General features: G+C 44.7%; 13 protein-coding genes. 3 read left to right on the top strand and 10 right to left on the bottom strand.

What is annotated here, in order from left to right; translation table 11 throughout:
• The first annotated feature begins 152 nt into the window (after nt 1–152).
• The 3 genes from J3P34_RS10655 to J3P34_RS10645 all read left to right on the top strand — a co-directional run bounded on the left by J3P34_RS10655 (nt 153) and on the right by J3P34_RS10645 (nt 3,142).
• Entirely contained in the window at nt 153–821 is a 669-nt protein-coding gene (locus J3P34_RS10655) for a hypothetical protein (RefSeq protein WP_210488570.1), read from the top strand.
• A gap of 94 nt (nt 822–915) precedes the next feature.
• Nucleotides 916–1,947, top strand: a complete 1,032-nt coding sequence (locus tag J3P34_RS10650) for a DUF6414 family protein (protein ID WP_210488568.1) — start codon at nt 916–918, stop codon at nt 1,945–1,947.
• Nucleotides 1,948–2,128: 181 nt separating this feature from the next.
• Nucleotides 2,129–3,142 carry a zinc-binding alcohol dehydrogenase family protein gene (locus J3P34_RS10645; RefSeq protein ID WP_210488567.1) on the top strand — a complete coding sequence of 338 codons (1,014 nt, stop codon included), beginning with the start codon at nt 2,129–2,131 and terminating at the stop codon, nt 3,140–3,142.
• 83 nt (nt 3,143–3,225) lie between these two features.
• Here J3P34_RS10645 and J3P34_RS10640 read toward each other — a convergent pair whose 3' ends face one another.
• From J3P34_RS10640 to J3P34_RS10595, 10 genes are all read right to left on the bottom strand, one after another.
• Entirely contained in the window at nt 3,226–4,257 is a 1,032-nt protein-coding gene (locus tag J3P34_RS10640; RefSeq protein WP_210488566.1) for an L-dopachrome tautomerase-related protein, read from the bottom strand.
• Between the two features lie 389 nt (nt 4,258–4,646).
• Complete coding sequence (locus J3P34_RS10635; RefSeq protein WP_210488565.1) at nt 4,647–5,816, bottom strand: potassium channel family protein; 1,170 nt, start codon at nt 5,814–5,816, stop codon at nt 4,647–4,649.
• 267 nt (nt 5,817–6,083) lie between these two features.
• Nucleotides 6,084–6,707, bottom strand: a complete 624-nt coding sequence (locus tag J3P34_RS22455) for a putative quinol monooxygenase (protein WP_246853678.1) — start codon at nt 6,705–6,707, stop codon at nt 6,084–6,086.
• 291 nt (nt 6,708–6,998) lie between these two features.
• Complete coding sequence (locus J3P34_RS10625) at nt 6,999–8,174, bottom strand: zinc-dependent alcohol dehydrogenase (RefSeq protein ID WP_210488564.1); 1,176 nt, start codon at nt 8,172–8,174, stop codon at nt 6,999–7,001.
• A gap of 32 nt (nt 8,175–8,206) precedes the next feature.
• On the bottom strand, nt 8,207–8,986 hold the full coding sequence (locus tag J3P34_RS10620; protein ID WP_210488563.1) for an SRPBCC family protein: 780 nt from the start codon (nt 8,984–8,986) through the stop codon (nt 8,207–8,209).
• 342 nt (nt 8,987–9,328) lie between these two features.
• Nucleotides 9,329–9,892: a hypothetical protein gene (locus tag J3P34_RS10615; RefSeq protein ID WP_210488561.1), complete on the bottom strand. Its 564-nt coding sequence runs from the start codon at nt 9,890–9,892 to the stop codon at nt 9,329–9,331.
• Between the two features lie 12 nt (nt 9,893–9,904).
• Nucleotides 9,905–11,062 (bottom strand): zinc-dependent alcohol dehydrogenase, encoded by a 1,158-nt coding sequence (locus J3P34_RS10610; RefSeq protein ID WP_210464651.1) that lies wholly within the window; start codon nt 11,060–11,062, stop codon nt 9,905–9,907.
• A gap of 466 nt (nt 11,063–11,528) precedes the next feature.
• Nucleotides 11,529–12,689, bottom strand: coding sequence for a zinc-dependent alcohol dehydrogenase (locus J3P34_RS10605; protein ID WP_210488559.1), 1,161 nt, complete (start codon nt 12,687–12,689; stop codon nt 11,529–11,531).
• 335 nt (nt 12,690–13,024) lie between these two features.
• Nucleotides 13,025–13,681, bottom strand: a complete 657-nt coding sequence (locus tag J3P34_RS10600; protein WP_210488558.1) for a response regulator transcription factor — start codon at nt 13,679–13,681, stop codon at nt 13,025–13,027.
• A gap of 227 nt (nt 13,682–13,908) precedes the next feature.
• Nucleotides 13,909–17,424: a PAS domain-containing protein gene (locus J3P34_RS10595; RefSeq protein WP_210488557.1), complete on the bottom strand. Its 3,516-nt coding sequence runs from the start codon at nt 17,422–17,424 to the stop codon at nt 13,909–13,911.
• Nucleotides 17,425–18,286: the final 862 nt, after the last annotated feature.

The following is an 18,286-nucleotide window of genomic DNA, read 5'->3' as shown; positions in this document are numbered from 1 at the left end:
TATATTATTACTTCTATATAGTATATTCGTTAGTCTAGTTCCGTTTATCCAACAAACGGGAGTGGGATAAACGGAAGTTTGGCTCAATATCTAGGGGAATAACTGGAGTTATTCCGTTTAGCAACTAGTTGGGTGTTATTTAAATTAAAAACATGAGAACTATTGACGGAAAAGAAATAAATAAAGACGGGTTAATGCCTTTATTAGAACAGTTTCAAGGGGACAAGGAGAAATTTCTGGAATTCGCGATGAGAAATGTCTATTATCTTAATCCTCAAAAAGTTGAAAATAAATGGCATGAGCTTAAAGAAAAAATTTATTCAACTAATACAGGAGTAATTCGACATACAGCAACTGTATTTAGCACTGATAGGAAACAAGCTGCTAAAGAATTCACTAAAATAATATTAGAAGATGGTAAGTTAGAGCTTTCCGTAATTGCTGACAAGGATGGAAATTCTGAAGTAAGAAAGTTATTTAAGGAACTCACTGGAATTCTTTCTTCATTTGGTAAATCATCAAATGTTACTAATTATACTCTAACTCATATTTGGGGTATGACTGACAATCCATTCGCCTTTACAGCACCTTGGAACATAGCCTTGACTTCAACTTTTATTGCACCTTTAACTGACGGTAAACCAGAACCTGAACATGTAAGGTATATTTTTCAATCAACGTTTAGAGCTGTTGCATGGCTATTGTATCGTGACATAGATGACTGGGCGAACAGAATACCGAATGCTTTACATCCGACGAAGGAATATTTTGAAATTGCTCATAAATTTATTAATAATAGAGCAGTTAATATTATAGAATAAACACCACCCAACATTGTGCATAAGCCATGCTACGGCCGACGGCCTTGCACGCGTCATGCACGAGGCCGTTAGGCAACATTTAACAAAAGCATAAATGCAATCGATAAAAGACTTGATATATTTTGACTTTGATAAAGCTAAATCGATAAACAGCCAATTAAATGGAGGAGCTATAAGTGAACTAACTAGAGCAATTGAAGAAGAAGGAGGGCTTTCATCCGAAATAGGATTTGATATAAAAATTTTAAAGGGGAAATTAGGTGAATCAGATAAAGAACGTTCAATAAGAACTGAAAGGATAGAGCTTTATCATGAACTATTAAATGAGGTTGAAAAATCCTTAACAGAAAAGAAAATTTTAAATGACCTAAATGCATCATTTGAAGATGGGGGAAAATCATTCAATGATTTTCTTATTGATGTGCCGTCATTTACCTATGTAAAGGCAACTGGGTGGTGTTCTTTTGAAGATTTTGAAAGATTTAAAAGAATCATGGCAAATTTCAATGAAATCCAAAGGTTAATTTTTGCTTCTGTTTTACAAAATAATCCCGAAGCAAAAAAGTTTAAAGAACAAATAAACGATTTACGGAAAGAACTGAAGACAAAAAATAATAACACTAAAGAATTATTAAAGTTAAAAGCCATTGAAAAGAACTTTGATAAGACAATGGTTAGTGAAACTGGTGCCATTTTTCTAGATGAAGTATTTATTGAAAGGGTAGAAACTTTCCTTAATACTTTTACCCCAAATAGACTGAATTTCAGATTAGCCCCATTTGATATATTTAATGACTTTCAAATTCTAGCTAACTTAAAAAGTAAGTATTTAGTCAATGGCGATTTTGAAAATATTATTTACACCTATGGCAGTAGACCAAATATTAAGTTATCAATAGTGGGTGTTATAACTTCATGTCCACAAAAGGATGAAGTTCGCGTTGACTTAAACGACGAATATATTGGTTATGAAGAAAGTGAGTTAAAAGAAGAAGCTGTTTTTGAAAAGGCATTTAGAAACGTTTTTTCTACATTTGAAAATTTTGAAAAATTTTTCTTTGTTCCAAGTTATCCGAAAATTGCAGTTAGTCCTATTGCAATATATAGAGAAGTAAAAATAAAATAAACCATTGCCTAACCACACACATAAACCAGCTACGGCGCCTTATGGCCAAGCCTGTTAGCCGTCACATTCCCAAAAGTTAAAACTGAAAGCAATAGGAGAAAGAAGAATTCCTGACAACCCCACAGGAATTTATCGGTAACAGGTTCTAGAACTACTAGTTAAAACCAAAGAAACAGATCTTATGAAAGCAATTGGATTTAAAACATCATTACCCATTGAGGAGGCAGATAGCTTTATCCAGTTTGAAAAAGAAATACCAACTGCGCAAGGAAGAGACATTCTGGTAAAGGTGGAAGCCATATCGGTCAACCCTGTAGATTATAAAATAAGAAGAAACAGCCTGAAAGACAAGCAACAGGATACGCCTAAGGTCATTGGTTGGGATGCGATTGGTACCGTAGAAGCTACCGGCGAGGAAGTTACCCTCTTCCAGAAAGGTGACCGGGTATTTTATGCAGGAGACCTTACCAGAGAAGGCTCTAACCAGGAGTATCAGGTAGTGGATGAACGCATTGTAGGATTCGCCCCGAAAAACATCAGCATGGAACAAGCTGCCGCCATGCCGCTTACTTCCCTTACTGCCTACGAGCTGTTCTTTGACCATTTTCAATTGAGCAAAGAGAAAGATGCCGGCAAAACATTGCTTATCATTGGCGGTGCAGGAGGTGTTGGTTCCGTTGCCATTCAACTGGCTAAAAAGCTGCTGGGGTTAACCGTTATTGCCACCGCCTCAAGAGACATTACTATTGATTGGTGTAAAAAAATGGGGGCAGATCATGTTGTCAACCACACCAACCTGGTGAGTGAGGTAAAAAACCTCGGCTTTGAACAGGTAGATTTTATTGTAGACTTTGTAGACCTGAACCAGTATTGGGAGGCCATAGCAGAACTCATTATACCTTTTGGAAAGGTAGGCTCCATCAGCGACCCAACAGAGCCTGTTAAATTGAACCAGCTAAAAAGAAAGAGCGTCAGCTTTTATTGGGAGCTGATGTTTACCCGCTCTATGTATCAAACAGAAGACATGGTAGAGCAACACCACATCCTGAACAAAATTGCTCAACTGCTGGATGAGGGCATCTTACAACCAACCCTTCATATGACCATGCAAGGCTTGACCGCCGAAAACCTGAAAGAAGCCCACCATTTGCTAGAAAGCGGAAAAGCCATTGGTAAAGTGGTCCTGAAGTTCTAAAAGAAAAACCGCATAGGAATCCTTCAGGCAGGCGCAACTACTTACTGAGCTAAATGGGTTAACAAAATCTGGCTTGCTGCTATTTAGGTGGCAGGCAGCTTCATCCGGTAAATGGCATAAGGGGTTGTTCTTTTATTTTCGCCTTCATTATAATCGGGTTGCTTGTTGATCTGGGAGCAACTGATGTATAAATAACCATCCTGTGAAATGGAATAGCTGTCTGGCCAAATGAGTCTTTCGTCTGCCACTACATCTTCCTGGTTTTGGGCCGGATTTATTTTGACCATTTTGTAGTTCTGGTAATCTCCCTGGTAAAGGTTGCCGCTTTTGTCAAAGATCATCCCGTCTGTTACCGCAAACGTTCCCAGATCTTCTACCGCAGCCTCCCGTTGATCTTCCGGCAAATCTTCATTCCGCAAATATTCGGTTCTGATACGGTATAGTTTATTATCGGTGAGGGGTTTGTAGTACAGCCATTCGCCATCTGGTGTTAAGGCAATTCCATCAGATTGGAGGTGAACCGGCTCCCCCTCCTTTTTGAATTCTTTTCCATCCACAATCAGCTTAAAGGAAGGGTCATGTTTCACTGAATAATGGTCGCGCAGTAACTCCCTGATGGTTCCCGTTTCAAGGTTCACCACCACAATTCCTCCTTCGTTGGAGTTCGTTAAATAAGCGACCTTCCTTTGGGTGTCTACCCGCACATCATTGATATAGCTTTTGTCGCTTAGTACGCCATCAAACCGGTAGATCTCTTCTATGCTATTGGTAGCCAGGTTGAACTTTACCAGCTTAAAACTATTGTCATACACTTGCTCCATTTTGGGACAGGCCGGGTCCACCACCCACAGATAATCCTCCTCATCCACATACACCGCCTGCACACAAACCCATTTATTCTTTCCGTCCTCCCCTTCTTTCCAGCTGTTCCAATATTCATTTGGGTAAGGCCTGCAGGTATCAGGCCCGGTGATTTCCACCACGTCCCATTTGTGCGGACCGGGCCATAGAGGATAGCAGGTAAACACACGCCCCTCTTTTGATACCGCTACCCCGGTTAGCTGGTAGGTATTGTCTGAAAATACATGTTCCAATTGTTCACTGTGTGTACTCATGAGTAGGTAGTTTTAATTGAAATGTTATGGTAGAAATTTTACAGGTTAATACGTTCTTATGCTCTCTTTTGATAATGGAAGGTAAAGTGTCCTTTATCATCTGGGCCACTCTTTTCATTATAAAATTGACCAGCGAGACTTATCATTTTGAACTTGAATGAGGAGGTGAAACCGCTATCCTGGACGAAAAGAAAACTATCCTCGGAACGGGAGGCAATGAAGTCTGGACTTGCAACAAAAAAGCCGTTCAACAATGAATGGAGGGGCATTTTTATTTAGAAAGCTGTTCAGGAAGAAAATAAAAGTAATAATGAATGGCTGCTGAACAGTTTAATTACACCAACCTCAGAAAGATTGAACTAAGAAAATCTAAATTCAAAAATTACCTTTCAATCAAAAGCATACACCCGTTTCCGGAATTCCTGCCGATCTTCAGCGCTTTCCGGGTTGAAACCCGCGGGATCTATTTCTTCCATACGGTAGGCCATTACGGGTGCAAGAGCGGTAATGTGATGCTCCCACCGGGAACGTAAGGCGACGTATCTTTCCGCCCCTTCCTGCTCATCGGCAATCGTTTTAATACCCGCCTCTTTAAACCGTTTTAAAGCAGCCTTATAACGGCGGCGCCAGCGATCATACGTTTGGGCGTCGGGCTCCTTTTTGCCTTCAGGGGCGCCACCCGGCAGAAAAGTATTTTCCAGGGAAGTTACCTGCAGGATGGCTGCCCGCCAAAGCTGGGCCACCACCGCCGATTCTTTTACGGTACTGTATTCTTTGTCATCTAAAGCGCTCTTGATCAGGCTCGCTGTATCGAAGGCGGTTAACAACGATTTGGAAACGGAGTAATACGGCTCGCGGAACCGGAAGAAAAATAGCACCGGGTAAAAATGATGTGCTTCCTTGGTCTGGCTTAATCCTGTAGCTATTTCGGCCAGACTATCTAAGCCGTTATCAAATTTACCTTCCGGACCCAGCCCGCAGATCAATTCGGCAGCATCGCCGGTTTCATCGCCGAGCAGGTAGCTTTTCAGCCCATTTGCATTGCGCCGCTGCAGGGCATTATACACCTGCATTAAATAAGTAAGGGTTAAGGAAGTAACCGACATACCCACCAGCGAAGTGAAAATATAAAACAGGCGGTATGGATTTGTTTGCGGGGTATGGTCGTCGGCGCCTACAATAGAAATGCTATTACCGGCGGCATACAGGGCCGTAATAAAATCGGTGGGCGTATCGCCGTTGCTGTTATTAATAGCAGAACCCAGCGCCGGATGAATAATTAGCGCTACGCCTAACGTCAGGCTTAAGGACCAGAAACCCAAAAGGGTGATAAGGATTGCCGGGCCGCAAAAAGTCAGCACCCCTTGGCTCCCCCGCTGGCCGAACAGTTTTGAAATTAAACGAAACAAACCCCATACCAACTTGGCAATCCGGTTGCTGAAAACACTGCTCCCGATCCGCGCATATAAAACGGTCAGGAAAACGTCCAGCAAAACCAGCATTAGAATTATGGCTCCCAACCCCTGTTGCAGCCAGCGGAGCGTTTCATTTCCTTCCATAGTAACTCAATTAAGTTAACATACCACCCAATGGTATCGAATTAAGAAAGCGTTGATTTTTTATACCCACCCTCTTTTGAATTTATAGTATTTACCCGGCTTTTAGATGGCAAAACAACGGTTCAAAGGAATGGAACTACCTATACTTCTACTATATCATATTTGTGAAAACGATCCTCCGAACAAGAAATAATGAAGTCCTACGCCTCAGGAATTTGAATGATTTAGTCGTTATCGGCCGAAGCTGTCCGATTGCTTTTAATTGAATCAGGGATTAAAATTCTCTGCCGTAACGGTAAGCAAATGCATATCCGGGAAACTGCCCAGCAACGAAAGCGCATGTTTGGTTAATTCCTGGGGGATACGGCCCGTGAGGTGTTTTAAACGGGCACCATTGTCAGGGAAAACATCGAAAATGCCATACTCACCATTTGGCAGGCGGATAGCAAACCACGCAATAGTCTCTTCTTCTGCCATGGCCAAAGGCTGGGCATCTTTTAAAAATTGTACCACCTCCTGCTCGTGGCCCTCTTTGGCTTTAAAGGTGAGCAGTATCCCTTTTGTATTGGGTTCAGTTGGCGGTTGGGTGGGCAGTTTGCTGGCAAGTACCTCTATTTTCTGGATACCCGGGGAGGTTTCTAATAACTCATCTGCCTTTTGCAGTAAGGCGCTGGCAACTGCCCCGTTAAGATGTGCATCACGGGATGCTTCATCAGGGAAAAAATCAACGATGCCATATTCAGAACGGCCAAAACGAACGGCAAACCAGGCTTTTGTTCCGGCCTCCTGCCGTACCAATGGCAGGGCCGAAGAAAGAAAATCTTCCACCTCGTCATCTTTGCCATGTTTCGCCTCTAACCGAACGAGTAATCCTTTTGTAATCATTGTCATGGTTCAGTGTATTAATGTGCTCCTTTATTTGGTCTATTAGGGCGCTAGGAATAAACAGGCTGCTTTGCTTTTCTATTCCTATGCTTGATTTCGCTGTTTACCTTTTTTCACTCAGCCGATTAGCCCTTCACTAGTTTCTTCTCCTTTCCGAATTTGGCTAATGGCAGGTAGTATAGAGTTCCTGCTCTCAAAGCGGGCAGGAACTCTGTGGTAATGCTAAAGGGCACCAGTACCCCTAATGAGGGATAAAAGCATTTTTTACTTTTTGCCTGAATAAGACACTGACTTGCTTTATCCCGCCGGGGCAAACACTGAACGCATGTTATTGTTTGCTTTTTCTTTGAACATCATATACCCTTCCTGTCCTTTATCCAGGGGTAATTTATGGGTGAGCAAATAGGCTGGGTCTACTTCTCCGCGGGCTACAATATCAAGCAGTTTAGGAATGTACCGTTGGCCAAACTGCTGGCCCATCCGGAAAGTCAGGCCTTTGTTCATGGCCGGTCCCATTGGGAATTTATCTATAAGCCCTCCGTACACCCCTATAATTGATACCGTTCCGCCTTTGCGGCACGCCATAATTGCCTGCCGGAGCACGGAAGGCCTATCACTCTGTAGTCGGGCATACTGCTTGGCGTAATCATATACCTTTTCAATTCCGGTGCTGTTGGCTTCCATACCCACGCAATCTATACAGCGGTCGGGACCACGGCCCCCGGTCATTTGTTTCAAAGCTTCCAGTACATCCACTTCTTTAAAGTTCAGTACTTCGGCATTTGCCCTGAGACGGGCTTGCTCCAGCCGGTACGGGTACTGGTCAATCGCGATTACCCGGCCGGCTCCCAGCAACCAGGCGCTGTGCATGGCCATCAGGCCTACACCGCCGCAACCCCATACCACCACGGTGTCGCCCGGTTCAATGCCGGCGAAATCGGCGGCCATATACCCGGTTGGGAAAGCATCTGAGGTAAATAAGGCGGATTCATTACTTACCCCATCCGGTACTTTAAAACATACATTATCGGCGAAGGGAACCCGGGTATACTCGGCATGGCTGCCGGCGTAACCTCCCAAAGCGTGAGAATAACCAAAAATGCCTGCCACGGGGTAGCCGTAAGCCTTCTCGGTCCATTCAGGTTCGGCATTGGAATTATCGCACAACGAGTACTCCTCCCGGTGACAGTACTCACACCCGCCACAAGCTAAAACAGAGCACACTACCACCCGGTCGCCTTTCTTTAGGTTTTTTACTTCGGGGCCAACTTCTACAATTTCGCCCATAAACTCATGGCCAATAATATCGCCGGAACGCATGGCGGGTATATAGCCACCCAGCAAGTGCAAATCTGAGCCGCATACCGATGATAAAAAAACGCGCACAATCGCGTCACGTGGATTCAAAATAGTAGGATCTGGTACGCGTTCCGTACTCACTTTATTGATTCCTTCCCAGCAGATGGCTTTCATAGGTTCCTTATTAAATTTTAGAAAAAGTGTTTTTAGTAGTTCTCATCTTTGCGGCCGGAGGGTTGGCCAATTATGGTGGGAATTTCTCCTGCTTCCAGCAGACGCTTAAACCGGCGAACGTCCTGTTTTACCAGTTCCTTAAAGGCCGGATTCAGCAATCTGGCGGCTAGCTGCCCGGCAGCTCCTGCCGGCGGTCTGTAAGAAATGGTAGCTTGCACCACGGTGCCCCGGTTGGCGGGAGCATCCGTAAAACGGACCTCACCGGAATTTTCAACTTCAGAACCAGGCAGTGAGCGCCAGGCGATCAGGCTATTTTCCTCTTCGTGTGTGATTTCGGCTTCCCATTCTATTGTAGTGAGCTTCTCTTTGTAGATAATATTTTTGGGCACCTTGGCTACCCAGTGCGAGCGCCTGGGACCTGTTCGCCGCACATCTTCCAGGTATTGCATAAACCTGGGCAGGTTTTCTAGCTGGCGCCAGAATTGGTACACCTCCTCACGTGGTTTAAGTATGGTAACGCTGGAAGTGACTTCAAATCCCTGGGTTTCAGGATGAGCCGTATCTACGTGCAGGAGCTCATTAAACGGGCAGAAACCCGTTGTTCCCCGTAGTACCAGGTAACCGCCTGCTGTGGTTAAGCTCTTCCCGAGAGGAGATTGCTTTCTGCCCCAACCGTAATAGGCCAAAGCCGCACCACCCAACACCGATAATACTCTGCCAGATGTACCTACATTGGTGAAGCTTTTCGTTTGCCCCTGCCTGGCAGATTGGTTTGAATTAGGCGGACCAAATGTTTTAAATGCATTAGCCATAGGGTTTAAAATTTATTATGAGTAAAAATCTGTTAGGAGATGATTTAATAAGAAGGGCCAGTAAATAGTGAATAATTAAACGTGGAAAGTTTATCCTCCTTGAAGGCAAGCTGTTTCGTTCTGGCACGGACGCTTCATAAGCAAATGGCTAAGGCAGGCAGGTGTATAGAATATTGGAACCTATAGGATTATCAACGTCGGCTTTGAGCATGGAGGGAAAGTCGCTCCCATTCTGCTCACCAGTTTAAGTGGTCTTGCAGGACACAAGCGTACCTCTTACCTATAGGTATCAACCCAAAAGTTGTTCAGCCAGTGACAACTTTTGGGTTGATACTGTATAGACTACCTCCTTCCCAGAAGTTGCTTATTCAAGGATCTTCTTTTAAACCATAAAACACCTGCAGTTATAAGCAAAGCCGTAGTAGCTGCCCTGCCAAGAAAAGCCGAACGGTTGTATTTCCATTCAGCACTCCAGCCCCGTTCTTTCCAGGGGTTGGGAATAACGCCGTGTTTCAGGTCATTGATTTTTCCCTGTATCACATCTACCCGGTCTGCCAGAATGAGCGTCATCCAGTGCGTGGCGGTGGCTTCGCTGTACTTGTAGGCATATCTACGTATTGCACCACTCAGGCCTGCCGGGGGTGTAGAAGTACCGAAGACACGCGTAACACCTGGGCGCTCAATGGAATGAAAGACCTCCATATCCAGGGGCTGTTGGGGCGCCTTTTCATAATTGAGGCGTTGGTGGTCAGCACCGTTATAATGCTTCATGGGGTAAGTGGGATCATTTTCGGGATCTGCATCCATTCCCCAGCCAGGTATATTTAAGGCCAGATCAGCCATATTGCGGTTGGCGATAACCCTGTCCTGGAACTCATCTATTCTGTTTTCTAATGCATTCTTCATAGTAAAACGGTTTTAAACGTTGGCTCTTGGAGGAATTAACACAGGTTTGATCATGTAGTCCAGCTTTTTGGAAAACATGCGATAGGCATCTGACACTTCCTCCAGAGGCAGCCTGTGCGTAATGATTTCCTTCGGATTAATTCTGCCGCTCATGATATGATCAATCAGCTTGGGAAGCAGCCGTTTCACTGAGGCCTGGTTGCCCCTTATGGTAATGCCTTTATTCATTATACTGCCGAGGGGAACGAGGTTCCAGGGCGGACCATATACCCCAATGATGGACACGATACCACCTTTTTTAACAGCATTAACAGCCCAATGAAAGGCAGTTGCATTACCAGCCTGCAGCAGTAATTCTTTACCGGTAATGTTTTGCAGGGTACTGCCGGTGGCATCGCAACCCACGGCATCAATACACACGTCAGCACCAAAGTAATCGGTGGTTTTTTTCAGGAATACCACCGGGTCTTTCATTTCTCTGAAGTTGTACGCCTCGGCGAACGCAAATTTGCGGGCAAACTCCAGGCGGTAGTCTAATTCATCAATCACAATAACTCGTCCGGCACCAAAGAACCAGGCAAAGCGGGCTGCCAAAAGACCTACCGGTCCGGCTCCAAACACCACCACGGTATCGCCTTTCTGGATGCCAGCCTGCTCTGCCGCCTGGTAACCTGTGGGTACCACGTCCGTGAGGAGTACGGCATTCTCCAGGTCCATACCTTCGGGAATGATGGTGGGGCTCACATCGGCATAGGGTACCCTAACGTATTCGGCTTGTCCTCCATCATACCCTCCCCCGGTGTGGGCATAGCCAAAAAAGCCCCCTACGGCGGTTGCTTCTGAATTAGCCTCATGGCAGTTACCAAACAATTCCTGTTTGCAATGCGGGCAGGAGCCGCAGGCAATATTAAATGGTACCAATACATGGTCGCCCACTTTCAGTTTTTTTACCTCTGATCCAACTGCTTCTACCACACCGGTAAATTCATGACCAAAGGTCATCCCCACCCGTGTGTCGGGCACTAACCCGTGGTACAGGTGCAAGTCCGAGCCACAAACCAGGGATCGGGTGACCCGGACAATAGCATCCATGGGATGTTTGATCTCCGGTTCCGGTCGGTTGCGGTCTGCCCTAATTTGAAAAGGGCCGCGAAAGTTCATTGCTAGCATAAGCGGTTTTTTTAGGCATAAAGAATTAAGCAGAAGTGAATTTCAAACCCAGGCGTGATAGAAGGGATACAGGGGGACATTTCTTGAATAAGAGGAAAGGCCATAAAGAAGACACCTATTTTGCCACTGATAAGTACAAATTCTTTAGAACCGGTTTTTACCTAGCGTAATGGTGTTGTGTTTTATGATGAGGCGTTTTGGACCTGGTTTGGCCAAAATGGTAAAAACAATTTCACAGAACAGTTTTGTACAAATACTGGCTACCTTACAGTACTAAACAATGAAGCACTACTGTGCCTAGGTGGCAAATTGAACCTTCTGGATTTCAAAAGCCTCTCCCTAACGTTCGGGCAAGCTTCTGTTTCCGGGCTAATTTTTTAAAAGTCTGCTCAAACTAAGTCTGCCCAAGTTTAAATAGCTTTTTCGTTTACTTTAAACTTACAGTACACCAACCATGGAGGAGACCCTAGGGTTTAAGTACTACCTTCACGCAGTTGTCTTCTTTATCGTTGAAGATCTGGTACATGCGGGCAGCTTCACTCAGCGGCACCTTGTGGGTAATAATGTCATCCAGGGTTACTTTGCCTTCGGCTACCAGGGTAATCAGGTGGTCAATATATTTTTGTACCCAGGCCTGGCCGCCCCGAAGCGTAAAGTTCTTTTCCCACCATTTCTGCACGGGGAATTTGTCATATGGGTAGCCATAGGCCCCTACAACTGATACCTTACCGCCTCGCCGTACGGCGTCAATACAATTTTCCAGCACCTTGTCGCTGCCTTTTTCGGCGTGCAGTACATTGCCTACCTTTTCCAGCGTGGTTCTATCTGCTTCCATGCCTACGGCATCAATACAAACGTCGGCGCCGTAGCCACCGGTCATATCTACAATGGCTTTTACCGCGTCTACCTGATGCGCATTAATGGTTTCTGAGCCGGCGGTTTCGCGGGCTTTCGCCAGCCGGTAATCATAAATGTCCACCCCAATTACCCGTCCTGCGCCATGAAGCCAGGCGGCTTTCTGGGCCATTATACCCACTGGGCCACAACCAAATACTACTACTGTTTCGCCGGGCGACACGTTTGCCCACTCGCAGGCTGCCCAGCCCGTAGAAAAAATATCGGTGAGGAATAGTATTTTTTCGTCTGGAATACCATCCGGTACTATCCTTGGGTTGTAATCGGCGTAACGTACGCGGGCATATTCCGCCTGGCCGCCGTTTTTATCGCCGTAAGTGGCCGTGAAACCATATAACTGGCCGCCGCCGTGCGCTTTTGCCAGGTTACCATCCTGGCTGTAGGTTTTATCATTGGAATTTTCACAGTGGGTGGCTAAGTCATGCTGGCAAAACATGCAGTGCCCGCATCCAATTGGAAATGGAACAATTACCCGGTCTCCTCTTTTTAATTTTGACACACTGCTGCCTACTTCTTCCACAATACCCATAAACTCGTGGCCAAGAACTAAATCATGCGGCTGGGGCATAAAGCCGTTGTAAATGTGGAGATCAGAACCACAAATGGCCGTAGAAGTGATGCGCACAATGGCATCGGTTGGTTCCTCAATTGTTGGGTCATCAACATTATCTACACTAACATCTTTGGGTTTGTGAAATACTAAAGCTTTCATAGGTAGATGGGTTAAGGTGATAGTTGATTTAAGAATGCATTCAGTAAGGTGGAGATGATAAGGAAGAAAACGCTTGAAATTTGGGAGCGTTATACTGATTTATGCTCTATGAAAACACGGAGGAATGGCAGAAAGCACTTAAAACCGTGAGGAATTCACGGATATTTGCACCAGAAATGGTACTTTTTAGTATGAATTTTACTCAGAGGCCTATCAGGTAAACTTATAATAAGCTTCCATTGATAAGCATTTACAGGATGATTACGGGTTATACGTAAAGCCAAACCTTAACCATTATAACCTATTAGAAATACGGGGATGGGTTACCCACCTGGTTAATTGAGTAAATGATGGGTGGCTGCGTAAGCAATAAGAGAAGCGGTATTTTTAGAATTTGTTTTTTCAAGCAAATGCTGCCGATGACTTTCTATGGTCCGTTTGCTGGTGAAAAGTTTATCCGCCATTTGGGTAGTGGTAAAACCCTGAGCAATCAGGCTTAGTACTTCCAACTCCCGCTTGGTAAGATTACTATCTGATTTTTCCTCGGGCGTTGGTGTTTTACTATCCTCTAAGGGAATTTTACCGAGTAGCTTTAAGGAGATGTGCGTACCAATATACACCTCGCCCCCAGCCGTTATTTGAATTGCCCGAACCAGTTCTTTGCGGCTTACTGTTTTGGTCAGGTACCCGGTTGCTCCCGCTTGCATGGCTTCCACTACAAACCGTTCATCTTCCAGCATGGAGAGGATGAGTACTTTTACCAAGGGGTGCTGCTGCTTGATTTGACGGGTGGCCTGTAAACCATCCATATCTGGCATGCTTATATCCATAAGCACTACATCTACCTCTATTTGGTTAAGAAGCTGCACCAAATCAGTTCCTGATTCTACTTCGTCTACCAGGTTTATACCGGCGTCCGGAGAATTATTCAGCATGGTTTTTAAACCTTCTCTTACAAGTGCGTGATCATCGGCGATAGCTACTTTTATCATTTCAAGTTTTCTGGAAAGTTACCCTGGATTAAATGCCAGGTAATAAAGCACAAGTAGTAACAAAGCATAAGAACCGGGCAGTAAAGAACCCGCAGAAAAAGGCGTTTAAACGGGGTATTTTCCTGGTCATGGAAATAAGTAAGATCAAGGTACCTTTCATTACTCACCTTCTGCCTTTAATGATTTACGGTGCTGCTACATCCTCCTCTTCTTATTTTATACGTATTTTATAAAACAACTTCTGTTTTACGGACGCCAGGATGGTTGTTTTTAAGGGGCAATTTAATGGTGATGGTTGTTCCGGGACCGGTAGATTGGATCTGTAGCGTTCCGTTCAGTAGTTTCACCCGGTCGCCAATACCTATTAAACCCATTCCCTTACCTGGAAGTGGCTTTGCCTTAAACCCTTTTCCGTTGTCCTGGGCTAAGATGAGAATACCACTTTTTTCTTCCAGCACGGTTATAGAGGCGTTTGTAGCATGCGCATGTTTCACAATGTTGTTCAGCAGCTCCTGAACAATCCGGTAAATAGCGGTTTGGAGGTGTTTTTCTAAAACTGATTTAAAATCAATCTTGCAATGCACTTTGAGGTTTTTAGTACTTAATTGCTTGCATATATCCACCAGCACTGCAGATAATCCAAAGGTTTCCAGCACGGTTGGGGTAAGCTCATGGGAGATGGTTTGGGTAAGTTCAATGGCATTGGTCAATAGCTGGTCTGTTCTTTGCCAGAAGGCCTTTGTTTGGGCTGCGCTTTTTACAGACTCCTCTGGGTTGAGCAGGTCTAATTGCATCTTAACGGCAAAAAGAACTTGCCCTAACCCGTTATGCAAATTTTCAGCAATCCGTTTTTTCTCTCTTTCTTCGGTTTCTAAGATGGCATGCAGCAACTCCTGTTGCTTCTGGAGTTCCCACTGCAGGCGTTGCTCTTCCAGTTTTTTGCGTTCTGTTATATCCTGGAAAGTTAGGACTACACCATCTCCCATTTTTACCACTATAAATTGAAACCAATGGTGTAAAGCATCATAGGGATACCAGACTTCAAAGTGAGCGGTTTTTCCAGTTTCGTTCACTTGCTTCATCTTATCAAAAATTCCAACTGGCTTCGTACCCGGATATTTATCTGTTAATCGCTTCCCCAACAAATCATTTTTCTGTAAGAAGGTATCCGTTACCTGGTTTGTAAGAATCCATTCGAAATCAATCAGCTGGTTTTCTTCATCGCGTATGGCCCTGAAAGCCTGGATGCCGTTTATGGAAGCATCTATAACCGCTTTGAGCAGTTGCCTGTTCTCTTGTAACTCTTGTTCGGCAATAACCCTTTCGTGAATGTCGGTTACCGTACCTGCCCAGGAAGTAATGTTGCCGGCGTGGTCTTTTACGGGCTGGGCAATGACTAACTGCCAGCGATAGGCGCCATCCCAACGGCGCATGAGAGACTGTTTCCGGTATTCTTTCCCCGAGGCAATGGCTGTTTTCCATTCCTGTTCTACCTGGGCTCGTTCAGCCTCCTGGTAGATTTGCTCCCAACCATACTCTTTCATCTGCTCAAAGGTAAGGCCGGTATAATCGTAGGTTTTTTGGTTATAGTAGGTACTGCCCCCGTTTACAGCCGCGGTCCAGGCCATCTGAGGCAGGGAATCAATAAATTTCCAGGTCCGTTCTTCGCTCTCCCGCCGTTCAATTTCAGCTTTTTTGATGGGAGTTACATCCACGTTCCAAACCAGAATACCATCGTTTATTTTCTCGTAATGCTGGTCAAACCAGCCCTCTACGCCATCGGCATGGTATTCTTCCAGTTGCTGAATAGTTTCACCGGTTTCCATTACCCGGAGTAAACACTCCCAAGCCCCAGTACTTTTGATAGAGGGAAAAAAGGCAAGCACCGTATTACCTACCATTTTCTCCCTGGATATATTCGCATACCTGGCCTGTACCGTGTTAACCATAAGGTAGCGAAAATCAATAATCTTTCCCTCATGGTCCCGTATAGCCGCCAATAGCTCCATGCCGCCAAAAGCCGTATCTACAATGGTTTGCAGTAATTCAGCCTTTTGGGTTAGTTCTGCTTCCGCTTTTTTCCGGTTGGTTATGTCCGTCCAGGTAAGAATTAGCCCATCTCTATACGGCACCCCCATGGTCTGAAACCAGGCAGCAAAATCTTTATACTGGTCAAAGTGCTCATAATCCAGAACTTGCCCGGTTTCTACTACTTTCCTGCACTGGTGAAACATGCCTGTTTGTCTGAGCTTTGGGTAAGTGGCAAGCCATTTGTGCCCCTTTAAGTCCGTTCGGCCGGCGTAACGCTCCGTGGTATGATTCACTAGTAACCATTCAAAGTCTATTATTTCCCCGGCGTCATTTCGCACCGCCTGGAAAACTTCTATGCCGTTTACCGAAGCATTGAAGGTGGCTTCCAGTAAATCTTTGGTTTCTTTTATTTCTTCTTCTGCCCGTTTCTTTTCAGTGATGTCCTGGGCCGTTCCTACTATTTTGATGGCATTGCCGGCTTCATCACAAACCACCTTTCCATTACTTAAAAGGTAGCGCATTTCACCATCAGGCCGGTAAATTCTGCGCGTATATTGGTAAGGTTTTTTTGACTGAACAGCCTTACCAATTATTTCCCGTACCTGAGCAACATCTTCCGGATGGGATATAGAATCAATAAAATCCAGGTCCGGGACAAGGCTTTGCGGTTGCAGGCCAAGTAACTGGTACATGTTATCTGAAAACCGGAATTTCCTGGTAGTCAAGTCTCCTTCATAACTACCCGTTTGCCCTATTGCTTCGGCTTTCCGTAACAAGGCTTCACTGGCCTGGACTTTTTCCTGAGCCATCACCTGGCTCGTAATGTCCTGAATGGTTCCGTAGACTTTCAGCGGCTTTCCTTGCGCATCTGGGGTTAAAACGGCCCGCCGGTGAACGTAACGAATGGTGCCATTGCGCCAGATTATCCGGTGGGTTAACTCTAAAGGTTCCAAAAAGATTTGTGCCTGCCAAATGCGTTCCCGCAAAATCTCCCGTTCTTCTGGATGCGAAAAGGCTATTATTTTATCAGTTGTTATTTCCTCACTCTGAGGTTCTAAACCGTAGATACGGTAAAATTCATCAGAACAATTAAGGGTTTGTTCACTATAATTTCGCTCAAAGCTGCCGATGTGCCCCAGAGCCTGGGCTTCCTTAAACCTACGGTGTTCCTCTTCCAGTTTTTCGTAAGCCCGTTTAACTTTCTCTTGCTCAATGTACCACAACAATTGACTTTCGTTAGCAATTGCTTTGGTGTCTTCTTCCTGCCTGGTCAGGTTTTCCAGTTTATGGCTTTGCCGAACAATTTTTGTAACATCTTCTACCCTATGTAAAATGTAAAGCACCTCGCCTTTGTCATCCAGTACCGGGGTGTTTAAAGATTTCCAGTACCGTTCCAACTTGAGGTTGGGCCTTTCAGGATCTTTTAAGTTAAAGTGCTGCACCGGCATGCTATCTGGCTTTTTCGTTTTCAGTACCCTATCAAAAGATTGCTTCAGGTGCCGGAGAATTGCCGCTTCCTGCTGACCCTCCTGGCCCGTAAATACCTCAAAAAAAGAGTTACCCACTAACTGTTCTCTGCTCGTGAAAGTAGATGTAAGATAGCTTTCCGTCACGCCTTGGATAACAAAGTCTGCGGATAATACCAGGTAGCAGTCAGGCAGGGCTTCAAAAACCTGGGGCAGGTTCAAAGAAAAATCTGGGGTGGAATGCATAGAAGTAAATAAAAGAAGCCTAAGCTATAAAAGAGCACCAGCAGTTAAGCCAGAAGCAGAAAGCGTTATTGAGTTGACTAGCCATCTGTTCACCCAAGAAGCCTGAAAAGACTAAAAAGACCTAAGAAATAATATATTCTACAGAATAACTGTGAATTAAGTATCCGGCTGAAGGATACAGTATAACGGAAGTACCATTTATAATAGCCATAAAACAAGCAGTTACTTTCAGAAAGGCCTAATAAGAATGAAAGAGCGCCGGCTCTTTAACTTACTATATACGAAACAGGAAATCCAAGGCGTATTTACCTATTTTTATTCCACAATTGAGTAGAATCAGGAAGTTTAGGCCCAGTTTAGTAACTAATACTGACTACCCCCCAGTACTAAACCCTGAAGCACTACTTTGCTTATATGGTTAATACGAGTTTTCGGTTTTTAAAAGCCACAATTCCATTAAGACTTCTACCATCTGCCATCAACACGCCAACGTCTTTCTTGCCGCCTTGACACCAGCTACCGCAAACAAATCCCCGGCTGCACCGGCAGAGATGCGAAGCGCCTAATAGAGGTGTTGTATGAGGCAATAAGGTAAGGCTGTCTGTTTAGTGGCTGCTTTTGAGAAAATAGCCGCTAAATAGAAAATACAATGAGAGGGATATATATTACATTCGGGGGAGCAGTTCCGTTTATTTGACCACCGTTGGTCAGATAAACGGAAGTTTGGCTCTGTTCAAGGTGTCAATAACCGGAACAGCTCCTTATATACAGTAGTTATGTGCAAGGCTAAATAACAAAATATGAGGATTCAACATAGATACTTGGTATATGACAGCCACACAAATGTAATCGGACCAATCAA

The sequence above is a fragment of the Rufibacter aurantiacus genome, from assembly GCF_017916345.1.
Classification (GTDB): domain Bacteria; phylum Bacteroidota; class Bacteroidia; order Cytophagales; family Hymenobacteraceae; genus Nibribacter; species Nibribacter roseolus.
The sequence above is the reverse complement of the archived record's forward strand: the minus strand, read 5'-3'. Positions and strand labels throughout refer to the sequence as shown.

Bases quoted from the DNA above. Each gene is read 5' to 3' on its own strand.
- J3P34_RS10610 (WP_210464651.1), bottom strand. From the start codon at position 11,062: ATGCTAGCAATGAACTTTCGCGGCCCTTTTCAAATTAGGGCAGACCGC.
- J3P34_RS10605 (WP_210488559.1), bottom strand. From the start codon at position 12,689: ATGAAAGCTTTAGTATTTCACAAACCCAAAGATGTTAGTGTAGATAAT.
- J3P34_RS10595 (WP_210488557.1), bottom strand. From the start codon at position 17,424: ATGCATTCCACCCCAGATTTTTCTTTGAACCTGCCCCAGGTTTTTGAA.
- J3P34_RS10625 (WP_210488564.1), bottom strand. From the start codon at position 8,174: ATGAAAGCCATCTGCTGGGAAGGAATCAATAAAGTGAGTACGGAACGC.
- J3P34_RS10640 (WP_210488566.1), bottom strand. From the start codon at position 4,257: ATGAGTACACACAGTGAACAATTGGAACATGTATTTTCAGACAATACC.
- J3P34_RS10620 (WP_210488563.1), bottom strand. From the start codon at position 8,986: ATGGCTAATGCATTTAAAACATTTGGTCCGCCTAATTCAAACCAATCT.
- J3P34_RS10615 (WP_210488561.1), bottom strand. From the start codon at position 9,892: ATGAAGAATGCATTAGAAAACAGAATAGATGAGTTCCAGGACAGGGTT.
- J3P34_RS10650 (WP_210488568.1), top strand. From the start codon at position 916: ATGCAATCGATAAAAGACTTGATATATTTTGACTTTGATAAAGCTAAA.
- J3P34_RS10600 (WP_210488558.1), bottom strand. From the start codon at position 13,681: ATGATAAAAGTAGCTATCGCCGATGATCACGCACTTGTAAGAGAAGGT.
- J3P34_RS22455 (WP_246853678.1), bottom strand. From the start codon at position 6,707: ATGACAATGATTACAAAAGGATTACTCGTTCGGTTAGAGGCGAAACAT.
- J3P34_RS10655 (WP_210488570.1), top strand. From the start codon at position 153: ATGAGAACTATTGACGGAAAAGAAATAAATAAAGACGGGTTAATGCCT.
- J3P34_RS10635 (WP_210488565.1), bottom strand. From the start codon at position 5,816: ATGGAAGGAAATGAAACGCTCCGCTGGCTGCAACAGGGGTTGGGAGCC.
- J3P34_RS10645 (WP_210488567.1), top strand. From the start codon at position 2,129: ATGAAAGCAATTGGATTTAAAACATCATTACCCATTGAGGAGGCAGAT.